This is a genomic window from Duganella sp. Root198D2 (assembly GCF_001428585.1).
Lineage (GTDB): Bacteria > Pseudomonadota > Gammaproteobacteria > Burkholderiales > Burkholderiaceae_D > Rugamonas.
Genome location: NZ_LMIC01000005.1, coordinates 21,527 through 46,253 on the forward strand (window position 1 = coordinate 21,527; position 24,727 = coordinate 46,253).

The window sequence follows — 24,727 nt, forward strand, 5'->3', positions numbered from 1 at the left end:
CGTCGCTGGCCTGCGAGCAGACAGGGTCAGATTTCTTCGTACAGCGGCAGCGTCAGGAACTCCTCAAACGCCTCCGAAGTCGACATCTTCTCGAAGATCTGTGCCGCGCGATCGTAGGCTGGGGTGGAGCCATCCGGAGCGGTGGCTTTCACCTTCGCCAATTCCTCGGGAATCATCGCACGCACCATGTCCGCCGTCACCTTGCTGCCGTCTTCCAGCACGCCCTTCGACGAACGGATCCACTGCCATACTTGCGAGCGCGAGATTTCCGCGGTCGCAGCATCTTCCATCAGGTTATGGATCGGCACGCAGCCGTTACCATTCAGCCAGCTACCCAGGTAGTGGATGCCGACGTTGATGTTGTAGCGCAGGCCAGCCTCCGTGATCGGCGCTTCCGGCTTGAAGTCCAGCAGTTCGGCGGAGGTGACTTCCACGTCCGGGCGCTGTTTGGAAATCTGGTTCGGCGCATCGCCCAGCACTTTCTTGAACTCGCCCATGGCCAGTTCCACCAGGCCCGGGTGAGCCACCCAGCCGCCGTCGTAGCCGTCGGTCGCATCGCGCGCCTTGTCGTTGCGCACACCGCCCATCGCCACTTCGTTCTTTTCCGGATCGTTCTTGATCGGGATCAGCGCAGCCATGCCGCCGATTGCTGGTGCATTGCGCTTGTGGCAGGTCTTCAACAGCAGCAGTGCGTAAGCGCGCATGAACGGCGCAGTCATGGTGACTTTGGCGCGGTCGGCCAGGCAGAAGTCCTTGTCCAGCTTGAATTTCTTGATGCAGCTGAAGATGTAGTCCCAACGGCCGGCGTTCAGGCCGGAGCTGTGTTCACGCAGCTCGTACAGGATTTCGTCCATCTCGAAGGCCGCCAGGATGGTTTCGATCAACACGGTCGCTTTGATGGTGCCTTGTGGCAGGCCCAGTTCATTCTGGGTCATCACGAAGATGTCGTTCCACAGGCGGGCTTCCAGGTGCGATTCCATCTTCGGCAGGTAGAAGTATGGGCCGGCGCCGCGCGCCAGCTGCTCTTTCGCGTTATGGACCATGAACAGGGCGAAGTCGAAGATGCCGCCCGAAACACGCTTGCCGTCGACGGTCACATGTTTTTCGTCGAGGTGCCATCCACGTGGACGCACCACCAGGGTGGCGGTCTTTTCATTCAGCTTGTAGGATTTGCCGTTCTGTTCCAGCGTGATGGTCTTGCGCACCGCGTCCTGCATATTGACCTGGCCGGAGATCTGGTTATCCCAGTTCGGCGAGTTCGAATCTTCGAAGTCGGTCATGTAGGAGTCAGCGCCGGAGTTGAGCGCATTGATGACCATCTTGCGGTCGACCGGGCCGGTGATTTCCACGCGGCGGCATTCCAGGGCCTTAGGAATCGGAGCGATCTTCCAGTCGCCATTGCGGATATGGGCGGTTTCGGCCAGGAAGTCGGGGCGCTCGCCGGCATCGAGGCGCTTGGCGCGCTCAATGCGCTTGGCCAGCAATTCCTGGCGGCGCGGCTCGAATTCGCGGCTCAGCTTGGCCACCAGGACCAGTGCCTCCGGGGTCAGCACGCGTTCGAAACCTGGCTTGATTTCACCTGTGATTTGCATACCTGCTGGCAGAGTGATGCTCATAGTCTTTCTCCGTGATTGATGATTAGTGTTGTGATTCGATGTTTTCCAGTATATTGACTAAAAACATAGAGAAACAAGACTAAAACGCACTTCATCTGTGCTTTTTAGTCATAAATGAGGTCTTATGGGTCAGTTCAGGCAAATCTCCACCTTTGTAGAAGTGGTTAATCGTGGCAGCCTGTCGGCCGCGGCTCGCGCGGAAGGCATAGCGCCCGCCGTTATCGGGCGCCGCCTGGACGCGCTGGAGCAGCGGCTTGGCGTCAAACTGCTCCAGCGTACCACGCGCAAGCTGGCGCTGACGGACGAAGGCGCTGCCTTCCTTGAGGATTGCCAACGCATCCTGGTCGAACTCGAAAGCGCCGAAGCGGCCGTCGCGGAACGTAGCGCGCGCGCCACGGGACACCTGATGATTTCCGCGCCGGCAGGGTTTGGGCGTCTGCACGTCGCCCCCCTGGTCCCCTCCTTTTTAGCGGAACACCGTGACGTGGCGGTGACGTTGAACCTGAATGACCGGGTGGTGGACCTGATTGGCGAAGGCGTGGACGTGGCGATACGCATCGCCTCGATGTCGGACTCGAACCTGGTGAGCGTGAAGCTGGCTGATAACCACCGCGTGGTAGTCGGCACCCCGGCCTATCTGAAACGGCACGGCGTGCCCAAAACGCTGGAGGATCTCGCTAAGCACAACTGCATGACCATCAGCAGCGAAGGCAGCCAGCGCGGCTGGACCTTCCGTCAAGGCGATAAAAACGTGACGCTGAAAATTGCGGGAAATATGAGTTGCAACGACGGCGCCGTGCTGCACGACTGGGTATTGGCCGGCAAAGGCCTGGCCTGGCGCTCGATGTGGGAAGTTGGCGCCGATATCGAAGCAGGCCGACTAAAACCCGTGCTCAACGAATTTTCGGCGCCTGGCAACGACATTTACGCCGTATTCGCACAACGGCGCCACCTGCCGTTCCGCATCCGCGCTTTCGTCGACTTCCTGCGCCATACATACGCCCAGCCGGGCTATTGGCGCAAAGGCTGAGACCGTGTCACACCATGGGGTCACACCCCAAACGTGCCCCGAACGTGACACGGGCCCAAGTGTAGTGACGAAAAAAAATCCTCCGAATTGGAGGATTTTTTATCGTTTTGATCCGTCTCGATTACAGAGGCTGGATGTTCGACGCCTGCTTGCCTTTTGGGCCGGAGGTCACGTCGAAGGACACGCGTTGGTTTTCCTGCAGCGACTTGAAGCCGTTGCTTTGGATAGCCGAGAAGTGAGCAAACAGATCTTCGCCGCCTTCATCAGGGGTAATGAAGCCAAAACCCTTTGCGTCGTTGAACCATTTTACGATACCAGTTGCCATTACAATTCCTATTACAGTTAAATGAGCTTTACGCCCGTGATACCGTTTGAACCCAGTCACCTGAATCTAAACGATCCGCCATTATACCGAAATACCTGCTAAAAGCACGCAGTGCGCAAAATTAATTCACATCGTGCCAACAGGTCCCGAACATGTATGACTAACTATAGACAAGATTTATCAATCTTGTTTGATAAATATCAATCGTGCGCAGCAATTTGCCCTGCGCCAAAATCCTTGTCGGCCCATTGCAACAATGCATGAGTGGCGGCTTCGATGCCGAGCCATGGCGCACCGGATTCCATCACGCCGCGCACCATCTGTTCAATACGGCGCGCTTCATCGCCTAGCGCAGCCAAGCCAAACGATCCGGCAGAGCCGGCCACACTGTGCAGTGCGTGGTGCAATTGCTCGATATGGGCTGGAACCAGGCTGCCCTGGCAAAGCACCAGGGCATTACGGATGGCCGCCATGCGCTCGGGAACGCTGGCAGCGTACTTGTCGCGCAGGGCTTGCAGCCGGTCGTGGAATTCGGGATCGGCCGGCGTCGCCATGGCTCTTATTTGGTACCGAAAATGCGGTCACCCGCGTCGCCCAGGCCTGGAATGATATAGGCGTGTTCGTTGAGGTGGGAATCCAGCGACGCGCAGAAGATCTTCACGTTCGGGTGGGATTTCTGGAACACTTCGATACCTTCCGGTGCCGCCACCAGGGCCAGGAAGATGATCTGGTCGTCGGGAACGCCGCGCTTTTTCAGCACATCCACCGCGTGCACAGCCGAATTACCGGTCGCCACCATCGGGTCGCACAAGATGAAAGTACGGTCGACCAGGTCCGGCAGTCGCACCAGGTATTCCACCGGCTGGTGGGTTTCCGGGTCGCGGAACACGCCGATGTGGCCGACGCGTGCCGATGGCACCAGGTTCAGCAGGCCGTCGCTCATGCCTACGCCGGCGCGCAGGATCGGTACCACGGCCAGTTTGCGGCCGGCGATCACCGGGGCCTGGATGGTTTCCAGCGGGGTTTCGATTTCGCGCGTGGTCAGCGGCAGGTCACGGGTGATCTCGTAACCCATCAGCAGCGTGATTTCTTTCAGCAGCTCGCGGAAGGTGCGCGTCGACGTTGCCTTGTCGCGCATATGGCTCAGCTTGTGCTGGATCAGCGGGTGGTCGGTAATGAACAGGTTGGGAAAGCGCGGATCTTGTTTCATGTTATTCAGGAATAAATTCGTTCAATTGCGCGCATTATCCCAGCCTCAGGCGTTTTCCACCAGCGCCCGCTGTAGAATGGCTTCACAGTTAGTTCCTGCTGGCAACCGCCCGTAAGCGCCCCCCGGCTCACGCGCCAAGCGGCTGGCGACGAAAGCGGAGCTGATAAATGCCGGCGCGTGGCGCAGCAGCAATCCCGCCTGGATCGCCAGCACGATGCGTTCAGCCAGCTGTCGTGCACCGAACTCGTCTTCGCGGGCTTTGGGCAGGTCCGCCAGCAGTTGGCTGGTGAACCGCACATAATCGGGATTGGCGTGGCTGCCCTCGCCCAATTCCGCCGCCAGCACTTCCTGCACCTGGCTGGATTTCGACAGTGCCCGCAGCAGGTCCAGGCACATCACGTTGCCCGAACCCTCCCAGATCGAGTTCACCGGGAGCTCGCGGTACAGCCGGGCCAGCGAACTCTCCTCAACATAACCGCTGCCGCCGAGCACCTCCATCGCCTCGGCGCCAAAACCGGGGCCGCGCTTGCAGATCCAGTATTTGCCGGCGGGTGTCAGCAGCCGCGCGAGCAGCGCTTCGGCGGGATTATCCAGATGGTCGAAGCAGCGCGCCAGCCGCATCGCGAAGACCGTGGCGGCTTCCGACTCCAGCGCCAGGTCGGCCAGCACATTTTGCATCAGGGGCTGCTCGGCGAGCGGCTTGCCAAAAGCGCTGCGGCGGCGAGCGTGGTGCAGGACCTGGGTCAATGCGGCGCGCATGATGCCGGCAGTACCCAGCACACAATCCAGCCGCGTATGATTGCCCATTTCGAGGATCGTCGGCACGCCGCGGCCCAGCGGGCCAAGCAGCCAGCCATAGGCGCCGGTAAATTCGACTTCGGACGAGGCATTCGATTTATTTCCCAGCTTTTCCTTCAGCCGCTGCACGCGCACCTGGTTGCGCGCACCGTCCGGCAGGAAACGCGGCACGAGGAAGCAGCTCAATCCCGCATCGCCCACCTGGGCCAGCACCAGGTGGGCGTCGCATTGCGGCGCGGAGAAGAACCATTTGTGGCCAGTCAGGCGATACACCGGTTCGCTGTCCGCGCCGAACAGCGTGCGTATTTCGTCAGCCGGTACCGGTTCGGCTTGCGTGGTGTTGGCGCGCAGGTCGGAACCGCCCTGCTTTTCCGTCATGCCCATGCCGATCAGCGCTCCGCGTTTCTCGTCAATCGGCAGCGGGCTCGGATCGTACACGCGCGACAGGATTTTCGGCAGCCAGCGCGCGGAAAGGCCGGGGCTATGGCGCAAGGCCGGCACACTGGCATACGTCATGGTGATCGGGCATTGCGCGCCGTTTTCGCCTTGCCCGAACAGGATGTAGCGGGCCGCGCGCGCCACTTGCGCGCCGTGGTGAGGATGCTTGCCCTCCCACGGCGAGGCATGGGCGCCGGCAGCGATCATCAGCTCCATCAGTTTGTGCCAGGCGGGGTGGAATTCGACCTCGTCGATCCTGTGGCCGGCGCGGTCGAAGTTCTTCAGGACCGGCGGATGTTCATTGGCTTGCCGGGCCAGCTCCTGCATTTCGGCGGTGCCCAGTTCCGCCCCCAGTTCCATCAGCGAGGCAGTGGCGAAAGCGGCGCCCTCACGCTCCAGCGCTTCGCGCAAGGCGGTGTCGCAGGTGAACAGGTTGACGTTCACAAACGGGCTCACCTGGTTGAAAACCTCGTGCGTGTCGAAACGATTCATTTCGCCCTCCCGGCGTTCTCTGTAACGCGAGGCTAGCGCAAACTTTCAGCACTAGCAAGGTTCACATAAAAACGAAACATTGCTTAGTAAAGCACCAAACTTCTCCTGCTTTCATATAAAACTGATCTCAGGCAATAAATTTCCTAAAAACATGGACCAATGTTGCTCTTTTTCATGTGAAACATGAGGTTTAAGTGATACATTTCTTTCTGGTTACGACCTGAAGAGAAAGAATCGAGCGCAACAATGCTTTCCAGCTCCCCAACAGTGCCTTTAACAACATCACACCATGAGGCAAACCTCCTGCTAGAGGAAGCGGGCGATGTGGTGTTCAGGCTGAATCTGATGGGTCATATCCTCTTCTCCAGCCAGCGAGCCGCGAATTTGCTGCGTAATGGCCAGGAACTCGAAGGCCACCCCCTCCTCGCTTTTACCTGTGAACTGGACCATGCAGCACTGAAGTCCGCGCTCTCCGAATCGATCCAGTCCCGCGGTGCACACCGCGCCGAAGTCCGCCTCAAAACCCCCGAGCAGGAAATCTGGTTCGAACTGCGCCTCAGCAGTTACGCCACCGCCAACAAGGCCTATGAATTGCTGGTGGTCGGCCGCGACATGACGGCCCAGCACGCGACCGAAGACCGCCTGCGCCACATGGCCACCCACGATGGCCTGACCGAGTTGCCGAACCGCCTGCTGTTGTCGGACCGCCTGCGCATGACCATCGCCCAGGCCCGCCGCTCCGGCCAGGGTTTTGCGGTGGCTACCGTTGGGCTCGACAGCTTCAAGAAAGTGAACGATGGCCTGGGCCAACCGGTTGGCGATGCGGTACTGAAAATGGCCGCGGCGCGCCTGCGCAAAACGCTGCGCGACAGCGATACCCTGGCCCGCGTTGGCGGCGACGAATTCGTCGCCGTGCTGCCCGGCACTTACAACGAGGCGCAAATCAAGCTGGTCACCGGCCGCCTGCTCGCCACGCTGCAGTCGCCGTTTGAAGTCGGGCAGCACACGATCTACGTAAGCGCCTCGCTTGGCGTGTCGGTCTACCCCGAGCATGCGGAAGACGAGGTGCGCCTGGTCGCCCTGGCTGATGCGGCCATGTCGCGCGCCAAAGAAACCGGGAAAGCCCGCGCCATCGTTTACAGCCAGCGCCAGAGCGGCCCGCCGGAGCATGATATTTCGCTGGAAGCGGCAATGTTCCAGGCTGTGCGCGAAGGCGAATTCCTGTTGTATTACCAGCCTATCGTCAACTCTGCCACCCGCGAAATCGAGGGTTTCGAAACGCTGATGCGCTGGAAGCACCCTACCCTTGGCATGGTGCCGCCGGCGCGCTTCATCCCCATCGCGGAAACCAATGGCCTGATCAACCTGCTCGGCGCCTGGGCGCTGAAATCGGCCTGTGTCCAGCTGAAGCAGTTCCAGGAAGTGGCGCAACGGCCGCTGTATATTTCGGTGAATATCAGCCCCCGTCAATTCCGCAACGACAAGTTCCTCGATGTACTCGACGATGCGCTGGCCTTCTCCGGCCTGCCTGGTGAACAACTGGTGCTGGAGATTACCGAAGGCACGCTGATGATCGATCCGGCGCACGCCGAGACGATCCTTGCCAGGATGGCTGAACGCCGCGCCCGCATCGCGATCGACGACTTCGGTACCGGCTACTCCTCGCTGTCCTACCTGAAACGCTTCCCTATTTCCGTACTGAAGATCGACCGCACCTTCATCCGCGACCTGCCCGGCTCGGAGAAGGATGGCGCCATCTGCAACGCGGTGCTGGACCTGGCCAAGCACCTGGACTTGTCGGTCGTTGCGGAAGGCGTCGAGACGGAAGAGCAAATGAATTACGTTACGCAGCGCGGCTGCCAGTATGTCCAGGGCTTCCTGACCGGCCGTCCAATGGCTGCGCACACGGCCCTGGCCGCCTTGAAGGAACGTACCTACGCATCCTTGATGACGGAAGAACCGCGGCAGGTGGGGCAATGAGCGCGCTGAGCGAACAGACCCTGTCTACGCTGTGGGAACGTACGCGCCAGCAAGGCGACATGCCTGGCTTCGCAAAAGCAATCACGGCCATCCTCGGCGCCATGCGCGGCGAAGACGATAAAGAGTTCGACATGGCGCGCACCGTACTATCGGATCCCGTCCTGACGCAGAAAGTCTTGCGCCTGGCGAATAGCGGCATGTATTCCGCTTTCGGCCAGCAAATCAACACGGTCAGCAAGGCCATGCTGGTGCTGGGCACGGAGGCCATTGGCCACCTGGCACTCGGCCTGAAGCTCATCGAAGAATTGTCCGTGGTATCGCCCGATTCGGGCCTGGCCCATATTGAAATGGAAAAGGCCGTACTGGCCGGCATCGTCGCCCGCGAAGTGTCGGCCACCGCTGAAAACCGTCACGGCGAAGAAGCTGTGGTTTGCTCCATGCTGCAAACGCTGGGCCGCATGCTGGTTACCTTCTACATGCCGGAGCGCTGGACCGAGCTGCAGCAGGCCGCCGGCGCCGGCAAGGAAGACAGCGCCGCGCCGGAGATGCTGGGCTTGAGCCTGCAGGATATCGGCCGCGCCGCCGCCTTGCATTGGGGTCTGCCGGAGAACCTGCTGTCCGGCATGCGTACCCTGGTACCGCCTGCCGGCGATATGCCGCTCGAACCGCTTAGCGCGGAAGACTGGGTGGCAGGCGTTTCGACCATGGCCTGCATCTGCGCCGGCGCACTTTGGAATGACAATGAAGAAGGCGCAGCGGAAGTCAAGCGCATCACTGCCCGCTTTTCGTCCATGATCGGCGTCAGCACCGACAAGCTGGCGCTGGCCATCGAGCAGGCCAAAGCCGTTGCCGCGGCCGACCTGTCGATTGCGCCCCTGTCCAAGCCGGCCGAACGCCGCGCCAAGGCGCTGGCACAAACCCGCCAGCGTGCCGCCGGCAACAATATCCTGCTTAGCGGCTTGGCCGATATGCGCGATTCGCTCGACACCGCGAGTGTCGGCCAGATGGCTTCGATCGCGCTGGAAACCGTGTTCAAAGGCTTGCAATTCAGCCGCTCGGTGGCATTCGTGCGCAACCGCCGCGAGAACAAATACGTGGCGCGCATGTGCCTGGGCGAAGGCGTGCGCGAGCATCTGGAAGCCATGCATTTTGCCGACGCTTACGAGCCGAACGTGTTCCACGCGGCCCTGAGCAGCGATCGCGTGATCTTCATCGAGAATGCGGCCGACCCCAAATTTGCGGCCAAGCTGCCGGCCTGGTGGCGCGACACGCTGAACGACGCGCGTAGCTTTGTCATCCTGCCGCTGTGCTCCAACGGCCAGCCGACCGGCTTCCTGTACGGCGATTGGGACCATTCCTTCCCGGCCATCCACCTCAGCCCGACCGAGTTTTCGCTGCTGAACGACATTCGCTCAACGGTGGTGAAGGCTGTCGAACGCCGCCACCAGGTCGGCACCGTCAACCGTGCCGCCTGACCCTTACCGCTGCCAGCGGTAACTCAGCGCAGCAGCCACGGCGCCTGCCGCCACCAGTCCCGACGCAATGTAAAAGATGAATTGCGGCCCCGCATGTTGCCATACCGGGGTCAGCGCCAGGCTGCCGATACTACCGCCGAGACCATAAGAAATGCTGATGTACAAGGCCTGCCCGCGCGCCTGCAGCGGGCCGTTGAACCAGCGCTGCATGGTCTGTACCGAAGCCGAATGATGCAGTGCGAAGGTCGCTGCATGCATTACCTGCGCCGCCACCAGCAAGGCCAGCGACTGCGCACCGGCGCCGATCAACGCGAAACGCACGACACCGAATGCGAAGCAGGCATACATCAACCGCTTGGCGCCCCAGCGCCGGAACAAGGGGGCCTGGTAATAGAAGCACAGCACCTCCGCCACCACGCCCAGCGACCACATAAGTCCCGTCACGGTCTTGCTGTAACCCTGTCTTTCCAGGTACAGCGAGTAGAACGTGTACAGCGCTGCGTGGGCCGACACCATCAGCGCGGTCGACGCAAAGAAGGCCAGCACTTCCTTCTTGCGCAGCACCGCCAGCAAGGCCGGCGGCTTGCCGGCATGGGCCAGGCGCGGCACGTCCTTCAGGCGGAAGGCGGCGCCAAGCACGCATACCAGCAAGGCGCCGCAGAACCAGACCAGGGCGCCGGTCCCCTGCCAGTCCATCAGGAACGAGGCCAGCATCACCGTAACGATGAAGCCGATCGAGCCCCACAGGCGAATGCGCCCGTAGTAGGTCAAGTCGCCGCGCATTTCCGACAGCATGAGCGCTTCGCACATCGGACCTTGCGCACTGGTGAACAGGTTGAGCAGCGCCATCGCGGCAAAGAAGTGCGCGAAGGTTGAACCGAAAATGAAACCGGAAAACGCAATCATCGCCGCCACGCCGGTCAGGCGCAGCACGAAGACGCGCCGTTCGGAATGGTCAGCGACATAGCCCCAGAGATTGGGGCCGAAGATCCGCAACACCTGGATCATCGACATCAGGACGCCGATCTGCGCTACCGACATCCCCCGGCCCTGGAAATACAGGCTGGCGTAAGTCGAAAAGGTACCGGCGTAAGCGTAATAACAGAAGAGGAAAAGCGCGAATCCGAAAGCCTGGGCTGGAATCACGCTTTACTGATATCCGGCGTGGACACTTTGACGTCGCCGCATTGTGCGCGGTGCATCAGCGCGTGATCCATCAGCACCAGGGCCAGCATCGCTTCCGCAATCGGGGTCGCGCGGATGCCGACGCAAGGATCGTGACGGCCGAAAGTCTCGACCATTACCGGATTGCCTTCCTTGTCGATCGAGCGGCGCGGCGTACGGATCGAGGAAGTCGGCTTGATGGCGATCGATACCGTAATGTCCTGGCCGGTCGAAATACCGCCCAGGACGCCGCCGGAGTTGTTGCCGACAAAGCCTTCCAGCGTCAGCTCATCGCCGTGTTCCGAGCCGCGCTGCGCCACGCTGTCGAAGCCGGCGCCGATCTCGACGCCCTTCACCGCATTAATGCCCATCATCGCATAGGCGATATCCGCATCCAGCTTGTCGTAGATTGGCTGGCCCAGGCCGACCGGCACATTGCGCGCCACCACGTCGATGCGGGCGCCGATGGAATCGCCATCCTTGCGCAGGCTGTCCATATAGTCTTCCATGCGTTCGACCAGGGCCGCGTCGGAGGTGGCGGCGAAGAACGGATTGGAAGGCACATGCTCAAAACTCTCGAACGGCACTTCGATCTCGCCCAATTGGCTCATGCAGCCGGCGAACTCGGTACCGTACTTCTCCTTCAGCCATTTCTTGGCGATGGCCGCGGCGCCCACCACCGGCGCGGTCAGGCGCGCCGAAGAACGGCCGCCGCCGCGCGGATCGCGCACGCCGTACTTGTGCCAGTAGGTATAGTCGGCGTGGCCTGGGCGGAAGCTCTCCGCGATATTGCCGTAGTCCTTGCTGCGCTGGTCTTCGTTCTTGATCAGCAGCGCAATCGGGGTGCCGGTGGTCACGCCCTGGTACACGCCCGACAGGATCTGCACCGTGTCCGGCTCCTGGCGCTGCGTCACGTGGCGTGAAGTGCCAGGCTTGCGGCGATCCAGTTCGGGCTGGATGTCGGCCTCGCTCAGTGCCAGCCCCGGCGGGCAGCCGTCAATGACGCAACCAATTGCAGGACCATGGGATTCGCCAAACGTGGTGACGGTGAACAGCTTGCCAAAGGAATTGCCGGACATGATGGAGACGATGAGTAGTAACAGGGGTAACTGTCCATTCTAACCCGATATGGCAAAACTCGCAGGAAGTAGCTGTTTAAGCTACAACTTTTACGAAACTAGCACCCCACTATTCGTTAACTTCCATGAAAGTGTTTTAATGGTCGTTCTCATGAACAATTCGCTATATACTAAGTTGTAAGAACACCGAGACCCCTTGGAGAAGCGACAAATGCCCCCTTCGATCACGGCGCCGGATGGCGGCCACGACGATCAGGACGATCTGGTTTTCTTAGAAGAGCATTCGGCTCAGCCAGCTCTCCCCGCACTGCGCAATGTCTGGCGCGTGATGATTATCGATGACGACGAAGACGTCCATTCGACGACCACGTTCGCCCTTGGCAACCTGGACATGCAGCACCGCCCCCTGGAATTCGTGCATGCCTATTCCGCCGCACAAGCGCGCGAAATGCTCAAGCACGAACAGGAAATCGCCGTGATCCTGCTCGACGTAGTCATGGAGCAGGATGACGCCGGTTTGCACCTGGTGCGTTATATCCGCGAAACACTGAAGCTTGCCGACGTGCGCATCATCCTGCGCACCGGCCAGCCGGGCTACGCGCCCGAGATCGATGCAATTCGCGATTTCGACATCAACGATTACAAGACCAAATCGGAGTTGACGCGCATCAAGCTGTTCACCACCGTGACTGCGGCAATCCGTTCCTACGAACAAATCCGCAACATCAACGAAAGCCGCCGCGGCCTGGCGCGTATCGTGCACTCCAGCACCGAGCTGATGGCACTGCACGGCGTGCAGAATTTCGCCTCCGGCGTGCTGGCGCAGATTGCCGAACTGCTGGGCCAGGAAGCCCACGGCGTACTGTGCGTGCAGGAATGTCCCGATGCCGGCTGCCACGAGCTGGTCGTGATGGCAGCCAGCGGCAGCCACCATAACCTGTCCAATTCCCAGCTCACTGCGAAAGAAGACCCGCGCGTCCACAAGGCAATGGAAGAATGCCTTGGCGCGCGCCGCAACGTCTATTGCGGCGACAGCATAGCGCTGTACTTTGCCGGCAAGGCCAGCCGCACCTTCGTCGCCTTCATGGACGTTTCGCGCAGTCCGAGCCCGCTCGAAGAAAGCCTGCTGGAAGTTTTCTGCAGCAACGTGGCAGTTGGCCTCGACAACGTGGAACTGGTGTCGCACCTGCATACCGCAGCCTTCTACGATAACCTGTCCAAGCTGCCGAACCGCACGCGCCTGATCGAAATCCTCGATGCCACACTGGCCGGCCCGGCCAAGCAGGACGCCACGCTTTGCCTGGTCGACCTCGACCACTTTGCCGAGACCAACGACGCACTGGGCCACGAATTCGGCGACCTGCTGCTGTCCGCGGTTGCGGCGCGCCTGCAGAATAGCCTCGGCAAGCAATTGACCGTGGCCCGCATCGGCGGCGATATCTTCTGTGTGCTGGGCGACGCAGGCCAGGTCAATCCGGCCACCATCATCAGCCTGTTCTCAACGCCGTTCAGTATCGATGGCCAAGATGTGCAGCTTTCCGCCACCCTCGGCCTGGTGCGCTTGCTGGAACATGACGGCAGCGGCGCCGATGCGCTGAAGGATGCCGACATCGCGCTGAAACGCGCCAAGACGCAGCAGCGCGCCGGCCACTTCTACTTCTCGCGCAGCATGGGCGTGGAAATCCGCGAACGTGTACGCATGATGCACGCCCTGCGTACCGGTTTCAGCCAGAACCAACTCTTTGTTGTCTACCAGCCGCAAGTCGACCTCGATTCACGCCGTCCGATGGGCGCGGAAGCCCTGCTGCGCTGGCAGACGCCGGACGGCAAATTTGTCTCCCCCGACCGCTTCATTCCCATCGCCGAATATTCGGGCCTGATTATCGACCTGGGCGAATGGGTGATGCGCACGTCGATGCAGGAACTGGTGGCGCTACGCGCGGCGGGGCATACCGAGTTCACCATGTCGATCAACGTGTCGCAGGTGCAGTTCCGCCACCCGCACTTCCTCGAAATGCTGCGCAATGCGCTGCACGACACGGGCGCGCCGCCGGAGTATGTGGAGCTTGAGATTACCGAATCGATGGCGATGGAAGAGCCGGATATGCTGATCAGGATGCTGGCGCAGATCAAGCAGACCGGCGTGACCATTGCAATCGACGATTTCGGCACCGGCTTCTCTTCCCTGTCCTACCTGCAGCGCCTGCAGGTCGACCGCCTGAAGATCGACCGCGCTTTCGTCACCGAAATCACGAATTCCGCGCGCGGCAGCAGCATTGCCGAAATGGTGGTGCAACTGGGCCGCAACCTTGGCCTGGCGGTGATCGCGGAAGGCGTGGAAGACGAGCGCCAGGCGCAAATCCTGCATACCCTGGGCTGCCCGCTGGGCCAGGGCTTCCTGTTCGCGCGGCCAATGACCGGCGAAGCCCTGGTCGGCTGGCTAAGCGACGACGCCTTGGCCGGCGTCGCATAAATAAAAAAATGGGGACGCACCCCATTTTTTGAACCGCGAAAAATGGGGTACCTCCCCATTTTTTATTTCACCCCTCGGACTTCTCTTCTTCCTCGGCTGGCCAGTCGCGGATGTAAGCCTTCAGCATGCGGTTCTCGAAGCTTTGCGCTTCCAGCACGGCGCGCGCCACGTCATAGAACGAGATCACGCCCAGCAGGGTCTTGGCGTTCATCACAGGCAGGTAGCGCGCGTGCTTTTCCAGCATGATGCGGCGTACCTCATTGACTTCGGTGTCCGGGGTGACGGTGATCGGGTGGTCATCCATGTGCTTGCGCACGGTGCCGCCGCCGACCGAGCCCTGGTTCGCGTGCAGCGCCTTCAGCACTTCGCGGAACGTCAGCATGCCGACCAGGTCGCCGTATTCCATCACCACCAGGGAGCCGATGTCTCTTTCGGCCATGGTATTCGCCGCTTCGACCAACGGCTGGTCCGGAGTGATCGTGTAGAGGATGTTCCCTTTGACTTGGAGGATTTCAGATACTTTCATTTTGGGCCGTCCTGTCCGGTGGTGATTATGGTTTTATTGTAAGCCTTACCATCGAATTTAGCGTATGCCAAGTGAAAAATCCAGAGGTGGATTAATCAAAACGCAACAGTATTCACAAGCTAAATAACACGATAGCATGGCAACCATGACAACGCCAAATTATCCAGGGTTCGATACCCTCGCCCTGCACGCGGGCGCTACGCCAGATCCGGTCACCGGCAGCCGCGCTACCCCAATCCATTTCACATCCTCCTTCGCTTTCCGCGATTCGGACCATGCGGCAGCCTTGTTCAATATGGAACGGGCCGGCCACGTGTATTCACGCATCTCCAATCCCACCAATGCGGTGCTGGAGGAGCGCATGGCGGCGCTGGAAGGCGGGGTGGCGGGGATTGCCACCGCCAGCGGCCAGGCGGCCATGCACCTGGGACTGGCCACCATTGCCGGCGCCGGTTCGCACATCGTCGCGTCGCGGGCGCTGTACGGCGGCTCGCACAACCTGCTCGGCTATACCCTGAAGCGTTTCGGCATCGAGACCACCTTTGTCGATCCGCGCGACCTGGACGCCTGGCGTGCCGCGATCCGGCCCAACACCAAGGTGCTGTTCGGTGAAACGCTGGGCAATCCGGGCCTGGACGTGCTGGATATCGCCAGCGTAGCAGCGCTTGCGCACGAAGCCCACTTGCCGCTGATGGTCGATTCGACCTTCACTACGCCCTACCTGCTGCGGCCTTTCGAGCACGGCGCCGACCTGGTGTTCCACTCGGCCACCAAATTCCTGTGCGGGCACGGCACCGCCATCGGCGGCGTATTGCTTGATGGCGGCACCTTCGACTGGCAGGCCGCTTATGAGGCGACCGGACGTTTTGCCGAGCTTTGCGAGCCATATGACGGCTTCCACGGCATGGTGTTCGCCGAAGAATCAACCGTGGCAGCGTTTGCGCTGCGCGCGCGGCGCGAGGGCTTGCGCGATTTCGGCGCGGCCATGAGCCCGCACAATGCTTTTGCCATCCTGCAGGGCGTCGAAACGCTGGCGGTGCGCATGGACCGGCACGTCGCCAACACGCGCCGCGTGGCAGAGTTCCTGCTCGCCAATCCGGCAGTCGAGTCGGTGATCTATCCTGAACTGGAGAGCCACCCGGACCGCGCTCTGGCCACCCGCCTTTTGCCCAAGGGAGCAGGCGCGGTGCTGTCGTTCACGTTGAAGGGCGATCGTGCGGCCGGCAAACGCTTTGTCGACAACCTGAAAGTGTTCTCGCACCTGGCCAATGTCGGCGATGCGCGCTCGCTGGTCATCCACCCTGCTTCCACCACCCATTTCCGCGTGCCGGCCGAGCAGCTGGCGGCGTCGGGAATTGCGGAAGGCACCATGCGCCTTTCGGTCGGGCTGGAGGACGCCGATGACCTGCTGGAAGACCTGGCAAGCGGGCTCAAAGCCTCGCAGAAAGGGGCTTGAGCATGAAATTCGGCGATACGTATTGCTACACGGGCGGCAAGGCGTTCGACCCGGAGCTGCCGACGGTGGCCATGATCCACGGGGCGCAAAACGACCATTCAATCTGGTCGCTGCAATCGCGCTACCTGGCGCACCACGGCTTTGGCGTATTGGCCGTGGATCTTCCCGGCCACGGCCGCAGCGGCGGCGCCGCGCTGCGCAGCGTGGAGGAAATGGCCGACTGCTTATTGTCCTTGCTGGACGCAGCCGGCGTGCAGCAAGCCGCGCTGGTTGGGCACAGCATGGGCGCCCTGGTCGCGCTGCAGGCCGCCCATCGCGCCCCAGACCGCATTACGCGCCTGGCGCTGCTTGGCGCAACCTATCCAATGAAGGTGTCCGACGCTTTGCTCAACGCCGCGCGCGAGGCCGAGGGCGAGGCGATCGACATGGTCAATATCTGGTCGCACAGCTCCTACGCGCAGAAGCCGTCCTGCCCGGGGCCGGGTTTCTATGTCAGCGGAATGTCGAAACGGCTGATGGAGCGCATCTCCGCGCAAGGGGAAGACTTGCTGTTCCACACCGATTTCACGGCCTGCAACAGCTATGCAAATGGCGACGCGGCCGCTGCGAGCGTGCGCTGCCCGGTGCAGTTCATCTTCGGCAGCAAGGATATGATGACGCCGCCGCGCAGCACCAAGGCGCTGCTGGCGGCACTGCCAGGCGCAAAAACCGTGACGGTTGATGCCGGCCACCAGATGATGGCCGAGCAGCCGGACGCGGTGCTGGACGCGCTACTCGCCTTCCTGCGCTGAAATTCGTTCAGGCCGCGCCGAAATGCACGGCCAGGGTGGAGCCCAGCCCCGACTCCACTGCGGTTTCGACCTGGCGCGCCAGGGTTGCCGCATTGTGGCTGGCCTGGCGGTCCATTTCGTCATCCGAATCGGCCAGCACGCCAGCATTCAGCGACATGCCACCGAATACAAACAGGCGGTACACATCCGCCACCGTGATCTTGTGTACGTTGGCCAGCAACACCCAGTTGTCGGCGCCTTCGCTGACTCGCTTGCCGAACTGCACTCGCGGCGGCGGCGCAATTTTCACTTTCGCCACCCAGCCGGGCGCCAGCATCTTCTCCAGCAAGGCGTCCATCTCATCGAAACCGAGACGGGTACGGCCCCGTATCTCGGCCGAACTGACGGCCGCGTTGTCGCCCTGCTCGCGCGCCTCGTGCAGCACCTTCAGCACCGCCATGGCATCGACGAACTCACCGCCCGGCACCGCTTCGTGCCACCAGCGCTCGTACTTCACCACCGGCAGCGCTGCCGTCAGCAAGGCACCCAGCAGCGTGATCAGCCAGGAAACGTAAATCCACAACAGGAACAATGGCAAGGCGGCCAGCGCGCCATAAATCTTCGAATAGGTCGGCGCCTGCGTAATGAAGATCGCAAACCCGCGCTTGGCCAGCTCGAACGAGACTGCGGCCAATGCGCCGCCGCAGATCGCGTCGCGCCAGTCGACCATCCGGTTCGGCACCGTGATGTAGAGGAAAGTGAAGGAAAGCGTCGTCAGCAGGACGGACAGCAGCGTATAGAAAATCGGCCCGGTGACCGATCCTACCAGCCCGCTGGTGGCATCGAACAAGTGGGTCGACAGGCTGATCGAGACGCCGATCAGCAAAGGGCCAAGGCTGATCAGCGCCCAGTACACCAGCACCCGCCGCACCAGCCGGCGCTCGCTCTTGACGCGCCAGATACGGTTGAAGGCGCGCTCGATCATGCTCATCATTGCCACCGACGTCAGCACCAGCGTCACTGCACCCACTGCCGACAGGCGCGTCGCCTTGGCTGCAAACGTGGTGAGGTAACCCATGATCGTGCTGGAAATCGCCTTCGGCATCACGCTCTTGATGAAATACGCTTCCAGTGCAGTGCGGAAGGTATTGAACATCGGGAAAGTGGTGAAAATCGCCAGCGCGATCGTCAGGACCGGCACCAGCGCAAAAACGGTGGTAAACGTCAGGCCGCCGGCCACCTGGGGCAGGCTTTCTTCGCGCAGGCGGCGGCGCGCGAACTGGATCAGGTCATGCAGTTCGCCCCACGAGAGCGCACGCAATTCCGCCACGCCTTTGGTGCAGGCGCGGGCTACGTTGGTATAGAGGGACTTAAAAACCATCAGTGAAACTTATTAGTCAGGCAACTTGAGTAAAGGGCCATATAATAGCAATGATGAACAGAACTAACCTCACAATTCTAATTTTGTATTATTCAAGGCACGGATCCGTACGCAAATTGGCGGAAATGATTGCCCAGGGTGTCGAATCCGTACCGGGCTGCGACGCCCGCCTGCGCACCGTGCCAGCCGTTTCCACCGTAACTGAAGCGACCGAACCGGAAGTGCCGCTGGATGGCGCGCCTTACGTTGAATTGCAGGACCTGGAGAACTGCGACGGCCTGGCGCTGGGCTCCCCTACCCGCTTCGGCAATATGGCAGCGGCAATGAAGTATTTTTGGGATGGAACGTCGGCGCATTGGCTGTCCGGCACCCTGTCCGGCAAGCCGGCCTGTGTTTTCACCTCGACCGGCAGCCAGCACGGCGGGCAGGAGTCGACGCTGCTGACGATGATGGTGCCTTTGCTGCACCATGGGATGATGGTCATGGGCCTGCCCTATACCCATCCCGAACTGATGACGACGACCAGCGGCGGCTCGCCATACGGCGCCACCCACTGGTCGGGGCTGGACGGCAAGAAGCCGTTCACGGAAGATGAGAAACGCCTGGCGATCGCGATGGGTCGCCGCCTGGCCGAAGCGGCCGTCAAGCTGCGGGGACGAAATGAATAGTACGAAGCATAAACTTTTCCATTGGGGCGCCATCGCCAGCCTGGCCTTGCTCATTATCTGGAGCGTAGCCTGGGAAATGTGGCTGTCGCCGCTGAAGCCGGGCGGCTCCTGGCTGGTACTGAAAGCGGTACCGCTGCTGTTCCCGCTGCTGGGCGTGATCAAACGCGACATTTATACCCTGCAGTGGACCTCGATGATGATCCTGATTTACTTCGTCGAAGGCGTGGTGCGCGCCTACGGCGACAAGGTCACGCCGTGGCTCGGCTGGGGCGAAGTTGCCATCGTAGTGGTCTACTTCCTGTGCGCCATCCTTTATGTGCAGCCGTACAAGCGGGCAGCCAGGCAGGCCGCCCGCGAATTGCTGGAAAAGGTCAATACCAGCAAGACCAAGTAACTATGGATAATTCCGCTTTCCTCGGCGCTTGCCGCGCCCTGCTTGGCGACGCGCACGTCATTGCCGGCGAGGCGGACATGGCGCCGTTCCTGCGCGATTGGCGCGGTCGTTTTACCGGCCGCGCTTTGGCTGTCCTGCGCCCAGCCGATACCGGACAAGTTGCAGCGGCCGTCAAGCTGTGCGTGGAAGCGCGTATTCCGATCGTGCCGCAAGGCGGCAATACGGGGCTGGTGCTGGGCAGCGTGCCCGATGCCAGCGGAACCGCCGTAGTGCTGTCGCTGGCGCGCATGCAGACGGTGCGCAAGGTGGATCCGGTCAACCGCACCATGACCGTCGATGCAGGCGTGATCCTGCAGCGCGCGCAGGAGGCGGCGGCCGGGCAAGGCTGCCTGTTCCCGCTCTCGCTGGCGGCTGAAGGCAGCTGCACCATTGGCGGCAACCTGTCCACCAATGCCGGTGGCACCGGCGTGCTTCGCTACGGCAATACGCGTGAGCTGTGCCTGGGGCTGGAAGTCGTCACGCCGCAAGGCGAGGTCTGGTCCGGGCTGCGTGGCCTGCGCAAGGATAACACCGGCTACGACCTGCGCGACCTTTTTATCGGGGCAGAAGGAACACTAGGCATCATTACCGGCGCGGTCCTCAAGCTTTATCCGCAGCCCAAAGCTTCCGTCACGGCGCTGGCTGCCATGGAAACGCCGGCGGCGGCACTGCGCCTCTTGTCCATCATGCAGGACCATTGCGGCGCGAGCCTGACCGGCTTCGAGCTCATGTCGGCATTTTGCCTGCGGCTGGTGGCCAGGCACTTTCCCGCGCTGCCACAGCCGCTGGCTGACGGACACGCCCAATACGCCTTGCTGGAGCTCTCCAGCAGCGAATCGGAATCCCATGCTGCGGCGCTGCTCGAACGCGCACTTGGCGCCGCCCTCGGCGAAGGCGTGGTGCAGGACGCAGTCGTTGCCAGCTCCGCCGCGCAATCGCGCGGACTGTGGGACCTGCGCGAACATATTCCCTTGGCGCAGGCTGCCGACGGCAAGAACATCAAGCACGATATTTCACTGCCGGTATCTTCGATTGCCGACTTCATCGCCAGCACCGAGCCTCAGTTGCAGGCAGCCTTCCCGGGATGCCAGCTGGTGTGTTTCGGCCACCTGGGCGATGGCAACCTGCATTTCAACGTTGCGCCGCCGGTTGGCGTAGCGAATGAAGACTTCCTGCAAAGCCAGGAGGCGGTCAACCGCGTGGTGCACGATGCGGTAGCTGCATTCGGCGGCTCGATTTCGGCCGAACATGGCATTGGCGCGCTGAAGCGCGACGAACTGGCGCGCTACAAGTCGCCGGTGGAGTTGAACCTGATGCGGGCAATCAAGGCCGCATTGGATCCTTTGGGCCTGATGAATCCAGGGAAAATAATATGAAACTCCTGCCCTTGCTGCTGTTGTCGATGGCGCTTCCTGCAGGAGCGCAAGCCCTGCACAAGTGCACCATCGATGGGAAAGTCAGCTACTCGCAGCAGCCATGCGAGAAAGGCGTGGCCAGTACGATTGCGGTGCCGGCCGCCCCAGCCCCGGATCCCGCCGCGGCGGCGAACCTGAAACGGCAGGAACGCGAGGCGGAAAAAATGGCCAGCCAGCGCCGCAAGCAGGAAGCGCGCGAGGAGCGCCAGAACCTGGCCGAGGCGCGGGCCGTGGCCAGCCATAATAAGAAATGCAAGAAGCTCCAGATGCAGCATAAATGGGCGGAGGAAGACGCGCGTGGCGCCACGCTCCAGAATACTGAACGCGCCAGGGTAAAGGCTAAACGCGCCGGCGACATGTACCAGCTGGAATGCGGCGGCTGACACGCTGGCTGGCCGTCGGTGAATGGCGCTCGCATCCGGTGCGGGCCCTGACCGCCATCGCGGCGATCGCGATCGGCGTGGCGCTGGGATTTGCCATCCACCTTGTCAATGCAGCGGCGCTGAACGAGTTCACGACCGCGGTCCACAGCTTGTCGGGGCAGGCAGATGTCCTGGTGAGCGGCACCGAAACCACGTTTGACGAAGCGGTCTACCCGGTGCTCGCGCGCCTGCCGGAAGTGGCAGTGGCCTCGCCCGTGCTCGAATTTGATGCGTCGATGCCCGGTGCGCGGCAGGCACTGAAAATCATCGGCCTGGATGTGTTCCGGGCCGGCTTTATCACGCCGGACCTGATCGGCGCGCCGGAACAAGACCTTCCTTACGACACGCTGGCTGACGATGCGATCTTCCTCTCGCCTGCCGCCATGAACTGGCTGCAATCGAGGCCTGGCGGCGAGCTTCGGCTGCAAGCGGGCAGCAAGGTGGCGGTCCTGCGCGTCGCCGGTTCGCTGCAGCGGGCGCGCGTGGGCCAGCGTTTTGCGGTCATGGATATCGCGGCGGCGCAATGGCAGTTCCAGCGCCTGGGCAAGCTGTCGCGCGTCGACCTGAAGCTGCGCGACGGTGTGGATCGGGGCGCATTCGAACGCTCCCTGGCGGCGCGCCTGGAGCGGGAGTTTCCGGGCCGTTTCCGGGTCGGCCAGCCGGACGATGCCGAGCAGGAAAGCCGCAACGCCAACCTGAGCCGGGCATACCGCGTCAACCTGAGCGTGCTCGCGCTGGTTGCGCTGTTCACTGGCGCATTCCTGGTGTTCTCGTCGCAGGCGCTGTCCGTGCTGCGGCGTCGCAGCGAGTTTGCGCTGTTACGGGTACTGGGACTCGAACGGCGCCATTTGATTCGCCAGGTACTGCTGGAAGGCGCGCTATTGGGCAGCATCGGCTCCGCGCTTGGCGTCGCCGGCGGCTATGCGCTGGCTGCGGCAGTTTTGCGCTTGTTTGGCGGCGACCTCGGTGCCGGCTACTTTGCCGGCGTCCAGCCAAGCGTGCAATGGGCGCCGGCTGCGGCGCTGGCCTACTTTACGCTCGGGCTGGGCGTAGCCTTGCTGGGCGGACTGGCACCGGCGTTTGACGCCGCCCGTGCGCGGCCCGCCGTCGCGCTCAAGGCGGGCACCGACGAAACCGCACTGCGGCCGTTGTCCCGCCCCTGGCCGGGCCTCGCCTGCCTCGCTTTGGCAGGCGCCATGACGTTTGCGCCACCGGTGCTTGAGTTGCCGATCTTCGGCTACCTTTCCATCGCCCTGCTCCTGGTTGGCGCCATCGCCTTGATGCCGCGGCTCTCGGGCATGGCGTTCACAGCACTTTCCCGCCGCAAAACGGCAAACCCCGTCCGCGCCATGGCGCTGGCGCGGCTCGCCAACGCATCGGGCCAGGCTGGCATCGCGCTGGGCGGCGTGCTGGCCAGCTTCAGCCTGATGGTGGCAATGGCCATCATGGTGGCCAGCTTCAGGACTTCCGTCGATGACTGGGTGCTGCGCATCCTGCCGGCCGACGTGTACGCACGCGCCGCATCGGCCGGCACCACAGGCGGCCTTTCGCCTGCAGAACAGGACGCCCTGCGCGCGGTTCCCGGCGTCGCACGCATCGAGTTCCTGCGCGTACGCTCGGTCTCGCTGGCGCCCGACCGCGCCAACGTGGCCATACTGGCGCGCGATGTCGACCCTGACGATCCCGGACGTGCGATGGTGCTGGTCGACGGTTCGGCGCACGCCGGGACCGTGGGCGCCTCCGCGACGCTGCCTCCGGCCTGGGTCTCGGAAGCCATGTCCGACCTGTACGGCTTGCAGCCCGGCGCCAAGCTGCGCCTGCCGCTGCAAGGCCGGCATCGCGAATTCCGCATCGCCGGCATCTGGCGCGACTACGCCCGTGCTGGCGGCGCCGTGATCGTGCGCCGCTCCGACTACATCGCGCTTACAGGCGACCGCGACGCCGGCGATGCGGCCATCTGGCTCGCCAAGAACACCGGCGCAGCGCAGGTGCAGGAAAACATCCGCAAACTTCCCTTCGGCGAGCTGGTTGAAACCAGCGTCCCCTCCGAAATTCGCAACCTGACGCTGAAAATCTTCGACCGCAGCTTTGCCGTCACCTACCTGCTGGAAGCCATCGCCATCGTGATCGGCCTGTTTGGCGTCGCCGCCACATTTTCCGCCCAGACGCTGGCAAGGGCACGCGAATTCGGCATGCTGCGCCACGTCGGCGTCACGCGCGGCCAGGTACTCGGCATCCTGGCGCTGGAGGGTGCCGCCCTGACCACGCTCGGCATCCTGGCCGGCTTCGCGCTTGGCTGGGTTATCAGCCTGGTCCTGGTCCACGTCATCAACCCGCAATCCTTCCACTGGACGATGCAAATGCACTATCCCTGGCCGCTGCTGGCCACTGTCGCCCTGGCGCTGCTGCTGTCCTCGGCCGCAACCGCACTGATCGCAGGCCGGCAGGCGCTGTCCGGCGGACCGATCCGCGCCGTCAGGGAGGACTGGTGATGCGCGCCCTGCTTTGCACCCTGCTTGCGCTGGCATTCAGCCTGCCCTTGCAAGCTGCCGAATTCACGCCGGTAACGCCCGGCGCCCGACTGCAGTTCCCGCGCGATTTCGGCGCCCACCCCGGCTTCAAGACGGAATGGTGGTACGCCACCGGCTGGCTGGACACCGGGGATGGCCGCCAGCTCGGCTACCAGGTGACCTTCTTCCGCAGCAGCACCGGCCACGGTCGCGACAACCCGAGCCAGTTCGCGCCGAAAGACATCATCGTCGCCCACGTCGCCCTGTCCGACCCGTCGCAGGGCAAGCTGCTGCACGACCAGCGCACCGCCCGCGCAGGTTTCGGCCTGGCCAGCGCCGCCACGCAAGACACCAGCGTGCAACTGGATGGCTGGCGCCTGCTGCGCGCCGAAGACGGGACTTATCATATCGACATCAATGCCGCTGAATTTGCGCTCGCACTGAAGTTGCAGCCGACGCAGCCGGTGCTGCTGCAAGGCGACGCCGGGTTCTCCCGGAAGGGCCCGAAACCTGAGCAGGCAAGTTATTACTATAGCAAGCCGCAACTGCGCACCAGCGGCACCCTGACCCGCCGCAACACCGCCCCGCAGGCGGTGCAGGGCGTGACCTGGCTCGATCACGAATGGTCAAGCCAGGTGCTCGATCCCGCCGCCGCGGGATGGGACTGGGCCGGCATCAATTTGCACGACGGCGGCGCCTTGATGGCATTCCAGATAAGGGACCGCCAAGGTGGTAAACTGTGGGCCCACGCGACATGGCGCGATGCATCCGGTAAGATCACCCACTATTCGCAGGACCAGGTCAGTTTTACGCCGCAGGTGCGATGGAAATCGCCGCGCACCCAAGCCGAGTATCCCGTCGCCACCCTGATCTCCACCGGTTCCGAAGAGTGGCAGGTCAGTCCTTTGCAGCAGGACCAGGAACTGGATTCGCGCCGCTCGACTGGCGCGGTGTATTGGGAAGGCGCGGTGACTGTCACGCGAGGCGGCAAGCCGGCAGGACGCGGCTACCTGGAATTGACGGGCTATGTCCGTCCTATGAAACTTTGAACAAGAACGTAGAATAC

Annotated in this window: 21 protein-coding genes; 12 read left to right on the forward strand and 9 right to left on the reverse strand. The window is 62.2% G+C overall.

Annotation, left to right across the window (positions count from 1 at the left end):
• Nucleotides 1-26 precede the first annotated feature (26 nt).
• Entirely contained in the window at nt 27-1,616 is a 1,590-nt protein-coding gene (gene aceB, locus ASE26_RS07435) for a malate synthase A (protein WP_057245907.1), read from the reverse strand.
• Nucleotides 1,617-1,740: 124 nt separating this feature from the next.
• Here aceB and ASE26_RS07440 point away from each other — a divergent pair, with 124 nt between their 5' ends.
• Entirely contained in the window at nt 1,741-2,646 is a 906-nt protein-coding gene (locus ASE26_RS07440) for a LysR family transcriptional regulator (RefSeq protein ID WP_057245909.1), read from the forward strand.
• A gap of 121 nt (nt 2,647-2,767) precedes the next feature.
• Here the strand turns inward: ASE26_RS07440 and ASE26_RS07445 are convergent, their stop codons facing one another.
• From ASE26_RS07445 to ASE26_RS07460, 4 genes are all read right to left on the reverse strand, one after another.
• Nucleotides 2,768-2,971, reverse strand: coding sequence for a cold-shock protein (locus ASE26_RS07445; RefSeq protein WP_028102570.1), 204 nt, complete (start codon nt 2,969-2,971; stop codon nt 2,768-2,770).
• A 200-nt stretch (nt 2,972-3,171) separates the two neighbouring features.
• Entirely contained in the window at nt 3,172-3,525 is a 354-nt protein-coding gene (locus tag ASE26_RS07450; RefSeq protein ID WP_055926341.1) for an Hpt domain-containing protein, read from the reverse strand.
• 5 nt (nt 3,526-3,530) lie between these two features.
• Nucleotides 3,531-4,181, reverse strand: a complete 651-nt coding sequence (gene upp / locus ASE26_RS07455) for a uracil phosphoribosyltransferase (protein WP_057245911.1) — start codon at nt 4,179-4,181, stop codon at nt 3,531-3,533.
• 45 nt (nt 4,182-4,226) lie between these two features.
• Nucleotides 4,227-5,909, reverse strand: a complete 1,683-nt coding sequence (locus ASE26_RS07460; protein ID WP_057245912.1) for an isovaleryl-CoA dehydrogenase — start codon at nt 5,907-5,909, stop codon at nt 4,227-4,229.
• Nucleotides 5,910-6,155: 246 nt separating this feature from the next.
• Between ASE26_RS07460 and ASE26_RS07465 the strand changes: the two genes are divergently transcribed.
• Nucleotides 6,156-7,889, forward strand: a complete 1,734-nt coding sequence (locus tag ASE26_RS07465; RefSeq protein ID WP_057245914.1) for a bifunctional diguanylate cyclase/phosphodiesterase — start codon at nt 6,156-6,158, stop codon at nt 7,887-7,889.
• Nucleotides 7,886-9,364 (forward strand): HDOD domain-containing protein, encoded by a 1,479-nt coding sequence (locus ASE26_RS07470; RefSeq protein WP_055926353.1) that lies wholly within the window; start codon nt 7,886-7,888, stop codon nt 9,362-9,364. Before ASE26_RS07465 ends, ASE26_RS07470 begins: the two co-directional genes overlap by 4 nt.
• 3 nt (nt 9,365-9,367) lie before the next feature.
• Here ASE26_RS07470 and ASE26_RS07475 read toward each other — a convergent pair whose 3' ends face one another.
• Together ASE26_RS07475 and aroC are read right to left on the reverse strand one after the other, a co-directional pair.
• A complete protein-coding gene (locus tag ASE26_RS07475; RefSeq protein ID WP_229207061.1) occupies nt 9,368-10,510 on the reverse strand; it encodes an MFS transporter in 1,143 nt (380 codons plus the stop codon).
• Nucleotides 10,507-11,607 (reverse strand): chorismate synthase, encoded by a 1,101-nt coding sequence (gene aroC / locus ASE26_RS07480; RefSeq protein ID WP_055926355.1) that lies wholly within the window; start codon nt 11,605-11,607, stop codon nt 10,507-10,509. The genes ASE26_RS07475 and aroC overlap by 4 nt, the downstream gene beginning before the upstream one ends.
• Before the next feature lie 211 nt (nt 11,608-11,818).
• Here aroC and ASE26_RS07485 point away from each other — a divergent pair, with 211 nt between their 5' ends.
• The gene (locus ASE26_RS07485; RefSeq protein ID WP_055926358.1) at nt 11,819-14,080 is read left to right on the forward strand and encodes an EAL domain-containing protein; all 2,262 of its coding nucleotides are present in this window, start codon (nt 11,819-11,821) and stop codon (nt 14,078-14,080) included.
• Between the two features lie 67 nt (nt 14,081-14,147).
• Here the strand turns inward: ASE26_RS07485 and ASE26_RS07490 are convergent, their stop codons facing one another.
• Entirely contained in the window at nt 14,148-14,606 is a 459-nt protein-coding gene (locus ASE26_RS07490; protein ID WP_055926361.1) for a CBS domain-containing protein, read from the reverse strand.
• 145 nt (nt 14,607-14,751) lie between these two features.
• On the opposite strand from ASE26_RS07490, the gene ASE26_RS07495 reads away from it, so the two are divergent.
• Nucleotides 14,752-16,062: an O-acetylhomoserine aminocarboxypropyltransferase gene (locus ASE26_RS07495; RefSeq protein WP_055926365.1), complete on the forward strand. Its 1,311-nt coding sequence runs from the start codon at nt 14,752-14,754 to the stop codon at nt 16,060-16,062.
• A 2-nt stretch (nt 16,063-16,064) separates the two neighbouring features.
• A complete protein-coding gene (locus tag ASE26_RS07500) occupies nt 16,065-16,853 on the forward strand; it encodes an alpha/beta fold hydrolase (RefSeq protein ID WP_055926368.1) in 789 nt (262 codons plus the stop codon).
• Nucleotides 16,854-16,860: 7 nt separating this feature from the next.
• Here the strand turns inward: ASE26_RS07500 and ASE26_RS07505 are convergent, their stop codons facing one another.
• Nucleotides 16,861-18,213 (reverse strand): YihY family inner membrane protein, encoded by a 1,353-nt coding sequence (locus ASE26_RS07505; RefSeq protein WP_055926371.1) that lies wholly within the window; start codon nt 18,211-18,213, stop codon nt 16,861-16,863.
• Nucleotides 18,214-18,266: 53 nt separating this feature from the next.
• Between ASE26_RS07505 and wrbA the strand changes: the two genes are divergently transcribed.
• From wrbA to ASE26_RS07535, 6 genes are read left to right on the forward strand one after another with little or no spacing between them, the layout of a single operon-like run.
• Complete coding sequence (gene wrbA / locus ASE26_RS07510; RefSeq protein ID WP_055926804.1) at nt 18,267-18,881, forward strand: NAD(P)H:quinone oxidoreductase; 615 nt, start codon at nt 18,267-18,269, stop codon at nt 18,879-18,881.
• Nucleotides 18,874-19,275 (forward strand): DUF2069 domain-containing protein, encoded by a 402-nt coding sequence (locus ASE26_RS07515; RefSeq protein ID WP_055926374.1) that lies wholly within the window; start codon nt 18,874-18,876, stop codon nt 19,273-19,275. Before wrbA ends, ASE26_RS07515 begins: the two co-directional genes overlap by 8 nt.
• Before the next feature lie 2 nt (nt 19,276-19,277).
• Nucleotides 19,278-20,690 carry an FAD-binding oxidoreductase gene (locus ASE26_RS07520; protein ID WP_055926377.1) on the forward strand — a complete coding sequence of 471 codons (1,413 nt, stop codon included), beginning with the start codon at nt 19,278-19,280 and terminating at the stop codon, nt 20,688-20,690.
• Nucleotides 20,687-21,112: a DUF4124 domain-containing protein gene (locus ASE26_RS07525; RefSeq protein ID WP_055926379.1), complete on the forward strand. Its 426-nt coding sequence runs from the start codon at nt 20,687-20,689 to the stop codon at nt 21,110-21,112. Before ASE26_RS07520 ends, ASE26_RS07525 begins: the two co-directional genes overlap by 4 nt.
• Nucleotides 21,100-23,643 (forward strand): FtsX-like permease family protein, encoded by a 2,544-nt coding sequence (locus ASE26_RS07530; RefSeq protein ID WP_057245916.1) that lies wholly within the window; start codon nt 21,100-21,102, stop codon nt 23,641-23,643. Before ASE26_RS07525 ends, ASE26_RS07530 begins: the two co-directional genes overlap by 13 nt.
• Nucleotides 23,643-24,710, forward strand: coding sequence for a lipocalin-like domain-containing protein (locus ASE26_RS07535; RefSeq protein WP_055926386.1), 1,068 nt, complete (start codon nt 23,643-23,645; stop codon nt 24,708-24,710). Before ASE26_RS07530 ends, ASE26_RS07535 begins: the two co-directional genes overlap by 1 nt.
• Nucleotides 24,711-24,727 lie beyond the last annotated feature (17 nt).